The sequence below is a fragment of the Gimesia alba genome (assembly GCF_007744675.1).
Classification (GTDB): domain Bacteria; phylum Planctomycetota; class Planctomycetia; order Planctomycetales; family Planctomycetaceae; genus Gimesia; species Gimesia alba.
This window is the reverse complement of record NZ_CP036269.1, coordinates 233,882-247,507: the sequence shown is the minus strand read 5'-3', so window position 1 is coordinate 247,507 and position 13,626 is coordinate 233,882. Positions and strand designations below refer to the sequence as shown.

Annotated in this window: 6 protein-coding genes; 5 read left to right on the top strand and 1 reads right to left on the bottom strand. The window is 55.0% G+C overall.

Features of this window, described 5'->3' with window-relative positions; all coding sequences use genetic code 11:
- Positions 1-74: 74 nt before the first annotated feature.
- Positions 75-4,076: a HEAT repeat domain-containing protein gene (locus Pan241w_RS29215; RefSeq protein WP_198000248.1), complete on the bottom strand. Its 4,002-nt coding sequence runs from the start codon at positions 4,074-4,076 to the stop codon at positions 75-77.
- A 479-nt stretch (positions 4,077-4,555) separates the two neighbouring features.
- On the opposite strand from Pan241w_RS29215, the gene Pan241w_RS00970 reads away from it, so the two are divergent.
- From Pan241w_RS00970 to Pan241w_RS00950, 5 genes are all read left to right on the top strand, one after another.
- On the top strand, positions 4,556-6,043 hold the full coding sequence (locus tag Pan241w_RS00970) for a Gfo/Idh/MocA family protein (protein ID WP_145209610.1): 1,488 nt from the start codon (positions 4,556-4,558) through the stop codon (positions 6,041-6,043).
- A gap of 63 nt (positions 6,044-6,106) precedes the next feature.
- Complete coding sequence (locus tag Pan241w_RS00965) at positions 6,107-7,453, top strand: 3-keto-disaccharide hydrolase (RefSeq protein WP_145209607.1); 1,347 nt, start codon at positions 6,107-6,109, stop codon at positions 7,451-7,453.
- A 241-nt stretch (positions 7,454-7,694) separates the two neighbouring features.
- The gene (locus Pan241w_RS00960) at positions 7,695-9,260 is read left to right on the top strand and encodes a sulfatase family protein (RefSeq protein ID WP_145223118.1); all 1,566 of its coding nucleotides are present in this window, start codon (positions 7,695-7,697) and stop codon (positions 9,258-9,260) included.
- Between the two features lie 337 nt (positions 9,261-9,597).
- Complete coding sequence (locus tag Pan241w_RS00955) at positions 9,598-12,189, top strand: PSD1 and planctomycete cytochrome C domain-containing protein (protein WP_145209604.1); 2,592 nt, start codon at positions 9,598-9,600, stop codon at positions 12,187-12,189.
- Positions 12,190-12,191: 2 nt separating this feature from the next.
- Positions 12,192-13,616 (top strand): DUF1501 domain-containing protein, encoded by a 1,425-nt coding sequence (locus tag Pan241w_RS00950; protein ID WP_145209601.1) that lies wholly within the window; start codon positions 12,192-12,194, stop codon positions 13,614-13,616.
- Positions 13,617-13,626: the final 10 nt, after the last annotated feature.

Genomic DNA, 13,626 nt, shown 5'->3' with positions numbered 1-13,626 from the left:
TACGCACCTCTGTTGCAAATCTGAATTCGATATCAATCTACTCAGAGAGAATTATAACAGAGGTGCGATCATCTTCATTTCTTCTCTTTCTCCTCCGGCGACTGAATCGCTTTGAGGGTCGCTTTTACCTGTCGCAGTTCATAGTTCCGAGACTCCTGCTCCAGTTCCTTCAAGCGGGGGACCGCGGATTCTGCCAGTGGTCCGAACTGCTTAAGTCCTTCCAGCGCTGCACGCCGCTCTTGCGGATCATCCAGCATTTTGATCAGGCGGGGAATGACCTCCTGCGCCGGTGCGCCGATGCGGCCTAAAGAACCAGCAGCGGACAGGCGAATGGATTTGTCATCCAAGGCTTTGAGTAAAGCGGGCACCGCAGGCGCAGCGTCGGCACCAAACTTACCCAGGGCCTGCACTGAGGTATATTGCACGCGTTCATCCGAGTCCTGCATCGATTTCATCAAGGCCGGTACCGCCAGATCCGCTTCAATGGCCAGTTTTCCCAGCGACAGGGCAGCCAGGTCAGAAAGATCCTGGTCATTTTCTTCCAGCACTTTGATCAGCATCGTGACCACCGCTTTTGACTTCAAAGAGCCGGCGGCACGAAGCGCCATTTCACGGTCATACTGATTCTCACCGCTGGCCACCTTCAACAACAGGGGTTCGATCCGCTCGGGAGAATCCGGGGCAAAGACTCCCAGGCTATAGGCAGCATCCCCGCGCAGATTCGGTTGATCGAGATTCTGCGCCAGAATATCGATCGTCGGCTGATGGTCTTCTTCAATCTTCTCCAGCGCCTGAGCAGCCGCATACATGGTTCGCTCATTCGTCAGCATCTCTCGCAGTGCCGGAATCGCTTCAGCAGCAGACGGGCCCAGTTCTCTCAGGGCAGAGGCGGTATCCTCGTAATAACTGACTGTCCCCAGCAGCTCAATCAGAGCCGGCACTGCTGATTTCGCGTCAGCTCCCATCTCTCCCAACTGTTCAATGGACGCCTGCCGGTAATTCCGATTTTGCATTAACTCAATCAAGACCGGCGTCCACTGTTCATTTAAAGGGCCGGCCATCTGCAGACCGTAGGCCGCCTGCTGACTCAGTTCTTCATCATCCGAGTCCAGCGCGTTACGCACAATCGTCAGCAGCCCCTGATCCTCAGATCCCGCTTTCAACAGGCAGAACGCTGCCAGTAAACGGGTCTTCGGCGGCGCGTTTTTCAATAACGCTTCCAGTTCCGGCAGGACGGCTTTGGGAACGCCGTCTGCATTATTTCCCAGGGTGCGTAATGTCTGCTGCACGATCTCCTGATCCTGCTCTGCAAGCAGTTTGTTGATCGCGGTGCCCTCCCTATCGCCACGGACCAGGTAGCTGATCGCCGCCCTGAGCTGGTAGGCATCCTTTTCCTGATCCCTACCTTGAACCTGGGAGAGCAGTTGTGAACTGAATTTATCTCGCAGTCGCTCGTCCTGGCAGAGTAGAACCAGCACTGCAGATTGCTGCTTCGCTTCCAGTTCTTTCAATTGTGACTGCACCAGTTTGAGCGCTTCCGGCGAATCTCCTGCGACATTCGTCAATGCATCACCGGCGAACTGTTTGATCTGCCAGTTTTCACTTTGCACACCAGTCAGCAATAGAGGCACCAGGGACTGCTTATCCTCGACCTGGCCTGCGACAGCAATCGCAGCCGCCATCTGTAATGGTTCAGGCTGTTTCTCCTTGAGAAATGCTTGAAGATATTTCACGAGCTCTGGTTCGTCAGCCGTGACCTCACTGAGTGCCAGAATCACTTTGGCGCGGCGCTCCGGATCCACCTCGGTATTCGAGACCACCGCTTCCAGACTTTTCAGGGCCAGCTTACCTGCGCGACTCACAACAGCAGTCAGTTGATTGACCAGATCTTCATCGATTTCATCGCTCACTAATTTCGCGGTCAGCAATGGAACGACCGAGCCCGGCAGTGTTTTCTGCCTGTTGAGAATACTCATCACAGAGTACTGCAGGTCCGGATTCTCGAGGGATCCGACCACCGTTTTCAACTCATCCTCAGTTAACTCGAAATTGGCAAGGGCAGACCCGGCGGCTTCACTGACACGGGAATCGGACTCCTTCAACAACTTCAGTAATTCTGTCTTCGCCTGCTCCTGCTGCTGTTTTGAGAGGGACTTCTGACGACTGCCCAATGCCCGGGCTGCGTGCAGGCGCACACCCTCGTTGTCAGACTTGACTGCTTCCAGGAGCAGGGAATTTATCTGTGCCTGCTGAGATTCAGAGGACGACAGCATGATCGCGGCACACTGTTTCGTCAGCAGGTCTTTCTGGCCTAAAGCCTGTTCCAGCGAAGCCTGTTCTTCCGGACTGGGTCGATGATGAAAATCCCTGAGCACCGACATCGCATTCTCTTTGGCCTGGGGAGTACTCTGAGGATCGCAGATGATTTTGGTCAATGCGGGATAAGAGTATCGCCAGGCGGTCCGCAGCGCGAATCGGATTTCCCAGTCCACTTCCCCTTCATCCAGTTGTTTGACGAGTGCAGTAACAATCTTCTGGTCCGCCCCGCCGATTTTCTCCAGCAGTTTCGCCGCTTTGAGACTCACTTCAGGATCGGGATCGTTCAACAGTTTCTGCAGGGAACTGCTGGCCGTGCGGATATACTCGGCCTGATCCAGCAGCGAGACCGCCAAGGATCTGGCCTCTTCGTTATCTTCTGCGAGCACTTTGATCAACGTCTCCGTGGCCGCTTTGGAATCGGGACAGATCTCCTCGAGCGCTTCGGAAATGGCATCGCTCTCATCAGGATAGTTCGTATAGGCGGTCAGCAGAGCAGGCACCGCGGTATCCGCTGCGGCACCGAATTCTCCCAACGCAGAGATATACGCTGTTCGCACATCTTCGGGAGCCTGATCCAGGTGCTTCACCTTATCAATCAGTACCGGCAATCCCTGCTTGATTTTGCGTTTACCAATTTCTTCTGCCACATCTGCCTGTAACGCTTCGGGACGGGATGCCTTTAACAGGGCCACCAGTTTTTCATCGAGCGCACTACTGCGTGCTGGATCGTGGCGGGAGAGGAAAATGACAGCCATTCCCCGCAGTTCCTCCGACTGCTTCGGGTCGTTCATGATCTCCGTCATCACCTTGACGATCTGCGTTGCCTGATCTTCTGACTTCATGAACGATTCGAGGACCTGCATCACCGATTCGCGAAAGACGGTGCGCTGCCCCGGATCCTGCAGGATCTCAATCAGCGCGGGCAAGGAAGCTTGCTTTAACTGCTGCTTCGCCTCATACCGATACCAGGGGTTCTCCGACTGCATCGTCACCAGGGCGCCATAAACCTTCAGCTTCGGATCGGTCACATACGCCTTCTCCTGATCCTTCTTATCTGGTTTGGGGATCTCTTTCAGCAGTTTCAGTAATTCTGATTTATCGACCACGCCGATCCTGCGCTGCCGCATCGATCCGTCGACAATGAGCGCAAATGTCGGAATGCTGGTGATATAAAAATGCGAACTCAAATCCGGATTCTGATCGACGTCCACCTGAATGACCGGGTAACCCTCGTCCTGAAGTTCTTTCACCACCGGCTTCATCATCCGACAGGGGCCACACCAGTCTGCGTAGAAATCGACCAGCTGACCTTTGGATTTGAACGTGTGTGACTGAATGTAACCCCGCGCCATCTTTGCCAGTCGTTCATCCTTGTCATCCACGACATTCAACAGACCGGCGACTACCCGGTTGGGGTCGATCTTGGACGTGACCATCCTGGCGACGGCCATGCCGCGCTGATCGCTATCCTTTGATTTCAGATCGTTTAATGACCTCTGGAACGTTTTCTCCTGATGTTCGGCGATGACCTTATCGACATAGTCATCTCCGGTAGAGTCCTTTTTGGGGGGAGCCGTTTTCTCTTTTGGAGTAACAGTTTCCTGCACTGGTGCTGGCTCAGGCTTTGCCTGACTGGCAGGCGTCTGAATCGCAGGTGTCTGACTGGGAGTGGTTTGTGTCTGTTCATCGGGTTTCGGCTGTTCGCCACACCCGACCATGAGAATGAGGCCGATGAGCCATCCGGTTTTCTGATACATGATCCATCTCGTTATGCGTTGCCTGGTGAGATAGGAAAAGTTCTATCTCTCCAGTAAGTCCGGGCCCGCGTTGATTGACAGGATTGGGTGCGCTGCATCCTGAAGATTTCTGCACGACCGGATGCATCAGTCACATCTGCACATTTCTAAACATCCGGGAGCAGTATTAATCCATTTCATTATGAAAACTCCTCCCAGGTTCGTCCAGCGTAAACTGAACAACTAACTAGTACTCGTCTCTAAAACGAAAGCGGGCTCACAGAACAGCTCTATTAAGATTCTCCTGCCACAGCGGGCCGCAGGCGAAGGTAAATGGCAGTCATCCCCGGTCCCCTGCACGAATTACTTGACCCGGAGGTCTCGTTGCCTGATACTGAAAGAATTCATATCGAAGTTGATTTATATTCAGCATCGCCCCTGTTTTCATCCATGGTCAGCAAAAAGCGGACTGGCTCAACCGTAATTTGGAGAATTGAGTAATGACTGAACCAACTGAATCAAACGTATCACGACGCGAGTTCATCAAGACCAGCGCTACGTCCGGCGCCGCGGCAAGTTTGCTGGCGGGGGCCGCAAAGACACGAGCGGCCGGAGCCAACGGGCGGTTACGGATCGGCGTGATTGGTGCAGGTAATCGCGGCTTCAACACGCTCACGAAGAAGCTCGTCAAGCTCCGCGAACTGGGTCGCAATATCGACCTCGTTTCCGTCGCCGATGTGTACTCGGTGCATCGCCAACGCTTTGTGGACTACATCAAGGAACAGACCGGCGTCACACCAACCACGCACGTCGATCATCGCGAGTTGCTGGGCGATAAGGACATCGACGCGGTCGTCATCGCCACGCCCGATCACTGGCACGCCCGAATCACGCTGGATGCACTCGCTGCGGGCAAGCACGTTTATTGCGAAAAGCCGATGACTCACACGGTCGAGGAAGGCGCAGAGGTGGTCGCTGCGTGGAAAGCCAGCGACCGCGTGATGCAGGTCGGCGTGCAATCGACCAGTGCGCCTGTGTGGGACATGGCCCGCGAAAAAATCGACGCTGGCCTGCTGGGCAAAGTCGTCCAGTTTCAGACCGAGTGTGCTCGTAACGGCAAGTTCGGCATGTCTCGGCATAACCTGATTACCAAAGAAATGACGCCGAAAACCGTCGACTTCCGCCGCTTCCTCGGTGTGGACGAGGGCTTTCATCCCGATGTGCCGTTCGACCGTGAACTCTTCGGGCAATGGCGTTGCTACTGGGCCTTCGGATACGGCATGTTCTCCGACCTGTTCGTACATCGTGTGACCGGCATGCTGAAAGCCACGGGACTCCGCAAGCCCGGCCGCGTGGTCGGTGGTGGCGGGATCTTTTTTGAATACGACCATCGTCAAGTCACCGACGTAGCGTCGATCATCGCCGACTTTCACGAAGGTGTGCAGGGACTGGTCAGCAGCACCATGGTCAGCGAGGAACGCAAGCTGGATCACATCATCCGCGGCCACAACGGACTGCTGTTGTTCGACAAGAGCTGTTCGGGCAACAGCGGCAAATGTTCGTTCGAATTTGTGCCCGAACGACCGCAGGTGACTCTGAACAGCAAACTCAAGCCCGAGACATTCCATGCGAAAACCGAACTCGATATCGTGTCGACGCACTGCGCGAACTGGCTCGACGCCATCCGCTCGGGCAAGCCCACATCGGTTAATAACGATCCGGAACTGGCGGCAGCCGCAGTGATGCTCGTCAATCTGGCCGTGCGCAGCTATCGCGAAGGCAAGGTATTCCACGTCGATCGCGCCGGCAAGGTCAGCGACGGCAACAGCAGCTGGGCAGACGGTTGGGAGCAGCTTTCCAAGGCAGAAGTCAAACCGCGCCATGTGCCCGGCTGGCACGCGGGAGACACCGGCAGTGTGATGTACCCGCCCGAATATCAGAAGCTTGCCGGCCCATGGATCGATGGCAAGCCGCCGGAAACGTCGTAATGACAATTGATGATTGCTGATGACTACCACCTGGTTTGAGATATCATAAAGGACGCGGAACGAATGCAGAGTAACGTACGAATCAACGCCGGGGTTAAGCTGCTAGGCTTGTGCCTCATCTCGCTCTTCCTGACGAATGCCCCAGTGCAAGCTGCCGAGCCCGCTGCAGGAACGGCGCTGTTCAACGGCCGGGATCTCTCTGGCTGGGTCAACGTCAACGGCGCGCCAGACACCTGGCAGGTGCAAGACGGTACCATCGTTTGTACGGGGGAGCCACGCTGCTTTCTTCGAACCGATCGGATGTACGAGAACTATGTGCTGGAACTGGAATGGCGGCACGAAAAACCCGGCGGCAACTCCGGTCTGTTCTTCCATGCCGATGCACTGCCGCAGATTGGTGCCCCGTATCCGCGTGCCATCGAAGCCCAGTTGTTCGACGACGATCATGGGAGTCTGTTTGGAATTCGCGGTGCGTCGCTCGTGCCGCTGACCGATCCCGACAAGAAAGGGAGCACCGCGCGGGCCCGCGCACTCGAAAAACGCTGTAAACCGGCCGGCCAGTGGAACCAGTACGTGCTCACAACAAAGGACGGTACGGTGGAACTGGCCGTCAATGGGAAGGTGGTCACGCGCGCGAAACAGACGAGTCTCGTCAAAGGATTTATCGGCCTGCAGGCGGAACACACCGAAGTGCATTTTCGCAACATCCGCATTCGCGAATTGCCGTCGAGTAACCCGCCGCCGGAGAAAATCGCCCAGTCCGACGAAGGCTTTGTGTCGCTGTTCGACGGAGTCTCGTTTGCCGGCTGGAAGCATCTACCAGGGCATAAGGGACATTGGGTCGCGCACGACGGCGAAATTCACTACGACGGCAAAGCCGAGTCGAAGAAGCGAACGGACCGCGACCTCTGGACCAAGGACGAATTCGGCGACTTTATCCTGATCGCCGACTGGCGTCTGCCGGTTGAGCCAGAACTGAAGCCGCACCCCATCGTGCTGTTCAACGGCGATTTTTTGATGCAGGAAGACAATCCCCGCAAACGCGTCACCCGCCCGCATCTCGACGCCGGTGACAGCGGCATTTATCTCCGTGGCAGTACGAGAGCACAGCTCAACATCTGGAGCCAGGTTCTCGGCTCCGGCGAAATCAACGGCTACCGCACCGACAAGACGATGCCGCCGGAAGTCCGCCGCGCCTGTATCCCCATCAAAAACGCAGATCGTCCACTCGGTCAATGGAACCGCTTCGAAATTACGATGCGCGGCGATCGCGTGACAGTCGTCCTCAACGGAACCACCGTCATCACTGAAGCACAGCTTCCGGGGATTCCTGCCAGAGGTCCGATTGCCCTGCAGCATCACAACGATCCCGTAGAGTTTCGCAATCTATATATCAAAGAGTTGAAGTGACATGACAGCGCGACTCCTTTTTTCGATTTTGATTCATGCGATCCCCCTGAATCAAAGCTGATTCGTGTGATGAATTGCTTGACCCTGCGGTCCCGTTGGTTGATACTGAAGAAAACATACCACGCAACATATTCTCTGAGGAACCACCATGCCGTCTGCCAAAGTCTCGCTCGCTTTCTCTGCCAGAACCCGCACCTCGGGTTTTCTGTTTCTCACTGCCGCACTGACTCTCGCCTGCGGGATGTTCACGCTGTGCTGCACTGCGTCAGCCGATGCAGCAGAAAAATCAAACGATCCCAATATCATCTACATCCTGGCTGACGACATGGGCTACGGCGATATCCGGGCATTGAACCCGGAATGTAAAATTGCCACACCGAATCTGGATCAGTTGGCGCACGGCGGCATGATTTTTACTGACGCGCATTCCAGTTCGTCGGTCTGTACGCCTACCCGGTACGGAATTTTGACGGGCCGGTATAACTGGCGCTCACGTTTGAAAAGCGGCGTACTCTGGGGACTGTCCCGACGCCTGATTGAACCCGACCGGTTGACCGTTCCCGAAATGCTGAAGCAACATGGTTACTATACTGCCTGTGTGGGCAAGTGGCATCTGGGTATGGACTGGACGCTCAAGCAGGGAGGCATCGCGACCGAACAATCCTTCAACAAAAAAACGAATCCCGGCTGGGAAGTCGATTACTCGAAACCGATCCAGAACGGTCCTAACAGCGTCGGCTTCGATTACTTCTTCGGCATCAGTGCATCGCTCGACATGCCTCCTTACGTTTATATTGAAAACAACAAGAGCCAGGGCATTCCCACCGTCACCAAAGCCTTCTTTCGCGAAGGCCCCGCGCACAAAGATTTCGAAGCCATCGACGTGTTGCCCCGCATTACCGAGAAAACCGTAGAGATTATCGACGAGCATGCTGCGGCAGCGAAAAAAGGAAAACCGTTCTTCATTTATTTCCCACTGAATGCACCGCACACGCCGATCCTTCCCACGCCGAAATGGCAGGGGAAAAGTGGCATCAATGCCTACTGTGATTTCGTGATGCAGGTGGATGACACCGTCGGCCAGGTGATGCGGGCTCTCAAAGCGCAAGGCATCGATAAGAATACGCTGGTCATTTTCACCGCCGACAATGGCTGTTCGCCGGCCGCCAACTTCAAAGAGATGACCGACAAAGACCATTCTCCCAGTTATCAATTCCGCGGTCACAAAGCCGACATTTATGAAGGCGGACACCGCGTCCCGTTCATCGCCAACTGGCCCGCCCATATTAAAGCGGGAACTCACTCGGACCAGCTGACGTGCCTGACCGATCTGATGGCGACCGCCGCCGACATCGTCGGAGCAAAGCTGCCTGAATCCGCGGGCGTCGACAGTGTCAGCATCCTGCCCGCGATGGAAGGCACGGCAACCAAACCACTGCGTGAAGCCGCCGTCCATCATTCGATTCGCGGCGCATTTTCCATTCGCAAAGATCACTGGAAGCTGGAACTCTGCCCGGGTTCGGGAGGCTGGAGTTTTCCCAAGCCAGGCAAAGATGATCTGAGTGGCCTCCCCGCGATTCAGTTGTATGATCTAAACGCCGATGTGGGAGAACAGAAGAACGTGCAGGCAGAACACCCCGAGGTCGTTAAAGAATTAACAGCGTTGCTGCAGAGTTACGCCGACAAAGGACGTTCGACGCCCGGTAAACCTCAAGAGAACAACGGCGCGGTCGATATCTTCAAAGCGGGGACATCGGCACAAAAAATGAAGAAGCCCGCCAAAAAACGCGCCAAAGCGAAATCTTGATCAAGGCCACAGAGCCCCGCACCAACGGGGCTCACCCTATCCTCTTTATAAATAATGCTTTACGCGGATTAAAAGTCGATCACATCAGACTGTTTTGATAGAAAAACTTGAAATTCCTGCGATTTACCGTTATTCTGAATCCTTGATTTTTCTTATGTAGAAAGATCAACCACACAAACTCTCCCAACAAATTTCAGCCCGTCAGACAGTGGTGTCTGGCTACCGTCCCCCGATTTCGGCGGTTCCGACGGACCGGCAATACTTTCAATTGTCTCACCAGGTACGCCTCGAGATTATTGCAGTCTTTGTGGTACGGCCTGATAGGGATTGAACGCGTATGTATGGTTCTTTCGTTCCACGAACTCTCATCGTCGGGTTCTCGATTTTAAGTATCGTTACTCTGGCAGCGCCCCTTGCCGCGGAGAAGCCGGGAACGGCGCCCCCGATTGATTTTGAAAAATCGGTGCGTCCGCTGTTTGTCAAATATTGCCAGGACTGCCATGGCCCCGATGCCCGCGAAGGGGGACTGCGTTTAACAAACCGCAAAAACATTCTGCTCCGCAACGATTCCGGCGAGCCGGCGATCATCGTGGGAAAAAGCGACCAGAGTGTGCTCATTCATCGCGTTTCGACTCAGGACGAAAAAGAACAGATGCCGCCCGCCGATTTTGGTGAGCGTCTCACCAAACAGGAAATCCAGATTCTGAAACAGTGGATCGATCAGGGCGCAACCTGGCCCACCGAATCAGAAGCCCCCAAACACTGGGCTTACGTGCCACCGGTCAAAAGCCCGGTTCCCACCATCCAGGGATCGGCCCGCATCAACAACCCGATCGATGCGTACGTTGTCGAAAAACTGAATCAGCAGACGCCGCCTCACACTCAGGCGGCACAAGCCAGTCCCGCCCGTCTCTTACGACGCGTCTCCCTCGATCTGATCGGCCTGCCGCCTACGCCGGAAGAGGTGATCGCATTCGAAAAAGATCCGTCACCGGCGGCCTATGAAAAGTATGTTGATCGTCTGCTCAAGTCGCCGCGTTATGGAGAAAAGTGGGCCCGCCAATGGCTCGACCTGGCCCGCTATGCCGACTCGAACGGATTTCAGGCGGATCAACTACGTGAGATGTGGCTCTATCGCGACTGGGTAATTAACTCCATCAATCAGGATCTCCCCTTTGATCAGTTTACGATTCAGCAGATCGCCGGCGACCTGATTCCCCAGGCGAAGCTCAGCCAGAAAATTGCCACCGGCTTTCATCGTTGCACCACCTGTAATGTGGAAGCGGGCGTGGACCCGGAAGAGAATCGCGTGAATCAGATCTTTGACCGCGTCAATACCACGGGGCTGGTCTGGCTGGGAACGACGTTTGAGTGTGCCCAGTGCCACAACCATAAATATGATCCCTTCACACAGCAGGATTATTACCAGATCTTTGCGTTCTTCAACAATACGCCGCTGGAAGTTGAACAGGTGGGTAAAAGTGTAACCTTTGATGTCACCGGCCCGAAGCTGGCGTTGCCCTTAAGCAAAGCCGAAGAAAAGACGAAAGACGAACTCAACAGCCAGCGACTCGCCCTGCAGAAAAAGTTGAATGCCCGCGAGAAAGCACTAGCGAAATCGGTGCCCGAATGGGAACAGACGACACTCGCCTTGCTGGAGAACAGCGAAGAGAGCGCCAAAGTTCCCGTCGCCATCCAAAAGATTTTAAGGATCGAAGCCGAAAAGCGAACGGGCAAACAAAAGAAATCGCTGACACAGTTTCAGCAAAAGCAGGACCCCGCCTACTCTGATCTGCAAAACGAACTCAACCAGATCCGCACCGAACTAAAAACCCTGGAGCCCGATTCCACACTAGTGATGGTGGAGATGGAAAAGCCGCGAATGAACAACATTTTCAAGCGGGGCAATTTCCTGAGCAAAGGCGCTGAAGTCACACCAAACACGCCGGAAGCGCTGCATCCTTTGCAGACTAAAGGCACGCCAGGCCGACTCGAATTTGCAAAGTGGCTGGTGGCGAAAGAGAATCCGCTGGTCGCCCGCGTGACCGTCAATCGCTGGTGGTCTCAATTTTTCGGCCAGGGAATCGTCGCTACCCAGGAAGACTTTGGCAGCCAGGGAGATCCGCCCACGCATCCCGAACTGCTGGACTGGCTGGCGGTCGAGTTCATGGAACACAACTGGTCGATGAAACAGATTCACAAATTGATCGTGATGTCGGCCACCTATCAGCAGTCGGCAAAAATCACGCCCGAATTGCTCGAAGCCGATCCTTATAACAAACTGTATACACGCGGCCCCCGACTCCGTTTGTCAGCCGAAACCATTCGCGATAATGCCCTGGCGATCAGCGGGCTGCTCTCAACCAAAATGGGAGGCCCGCCCATTTATCCACCGCAGCCGCAGGGATTCTGGCGACACGTCGGTCGCAATGCGCCCAAGTATCTCACGTCGACTTCTGAAGACCGCTATCGTAGAGGCGTGTACGTCATATGGCGACGCAGCGCCCCTTATCCCAGTTTTACCAACTTCGACGCCCCGGACCGGGGAGCCTGTGTGATCAATCGTTCGCGCACGAATACGCCGCTGCAGGCGCTTACGCTTTTGAATGATCCTGCGTATGTGGAAATCGGCATCGGTCTGGCGAAACGACTGGCAACGAAAGGCCTGGGAACCGAGCTGAGCGACCGCGAACGAATCGCCTATGCATTTCGTCTGTGTGTGGCCCGTGAAGCAAAACAAATGGAACTCGACCACCTGTCTAAAGTCTTTCAGCAGGAATTAAAGTATTTCCAGGACCATCCTCAAGCGGCACAGAAACTGATTTCTGCCGATCACCGTCCGGAAGGCGTCGGTGCCTCGCGGATGGCGGCCTGGCTGTATGTCGCGAACATTCTGCTGAATCTCGATGAAACGATTACGAAGGGATAATCATGAACGAGCGTTTGCAACAACTTCTGAATTATACCCGTCGTGAATTTTTTCAACGGGCCGGCATGGGAGTCGGCGGTGCTGCGCTGACCTCACTTTTGGCCAATGATCTGCTGGCGAAAACACCCAGCAGTGCCAATCCAATGGCGGCCCGCAAATCGCATTTTACTCCCAAAGCGAAAAATGTGATCTTCCTGCACATGGTGGGAGCACCTTCGCACCTCGACTTGTATGACGCGAAACCCAAACTGCAGGAACTGGATGGTGAGCTGGTTCCCGACAAGCTCTGGGAAGGACTGCGGCTGGCCTTCATTCGCGAGCAACCCAAACTGATGGGCAGCCCGTTTGCCTTCAAGCAACAGGGAGAGGCCGGCATTCCAATTTCCGAGTTGATGCCTCACCTGGGATCGGTCTCGGACGAACTCTGTATGATCCATTCGCTGAAAACCGAGCACTTCAATCATGCGCCCGCCCAACTTTTTTTCCAGACCGGGTTCTCCCGCTTTGGTCGCCCTTCTCTGGGCTCCTGGGTGAATTATGGTCTCGGTTCAGAAAACAGCAACCTGCCCGGCTTTGTGGTTTTGATTACCGGCAACGTCGCAGGCGCCGGCAACAGTTTGTGGGGCAGCGGCTTTCTGCCCAGCATCTACCAGGGTGTCGAATTTCGCTCGTCGGGAGATCCGGTTCTGTTTCTATCCAACCCGAAAGGGATGACGGGCGAAGATCGTAAACGGATCATCGACAGCGTGAATCACTTAAACAAAGTCCAGTTGGCCGATATTGGTGACCCCGAAATTGCGACGCGGATCAATCAGTACGAAATGGCTTACCGCATGCAGTCAGCGGTTCCCGAGTTGATGGATATTTCGGGCGAGCCGAAACACATTCACGAACAGTACGGCACCCAGCCGGGCAAAGCCAGCTTCGCGAATAACTGTCTGCTCGCCAGACGACTGGTCGAGCGCGGCGTGCGATTCGTGCAACTCTTCGATCAGGGATGGGACCATCACGGCAGTCTGGTGAATGGCCTGAAAAAGAAATGCAAACAGGTGGATCAACCCATCGCCGCATTAATCCAGGATTTGAAACAGCGCGGGCTGCTGGATGACACACTGGTCGTCTGGGGTGCCGAATTCGGTCGCACACCCATGGTGCAGGGCGATCGCAAAGCACCCGGCCGCGATCACCACAAAGATGCCTACACGGTCTGGATGGCAGGCGGCGGCGTGAAACGTGGATTCGCATTCGGCAAAACCGACGAGATCGGATTCAACGTCGCCGAAAATCCAATGCACGTCAACGATTTTCATGCCACGCTGCTGCATCTGCTGGGCATGGATCACGAACAACTGACGTTCAAGTTCCAGGGACTCGACATGCGGATTACCGGGGTCGCCGGCAATGTGGTTCCCGAGATTATTGCCTGATCAAGTAACC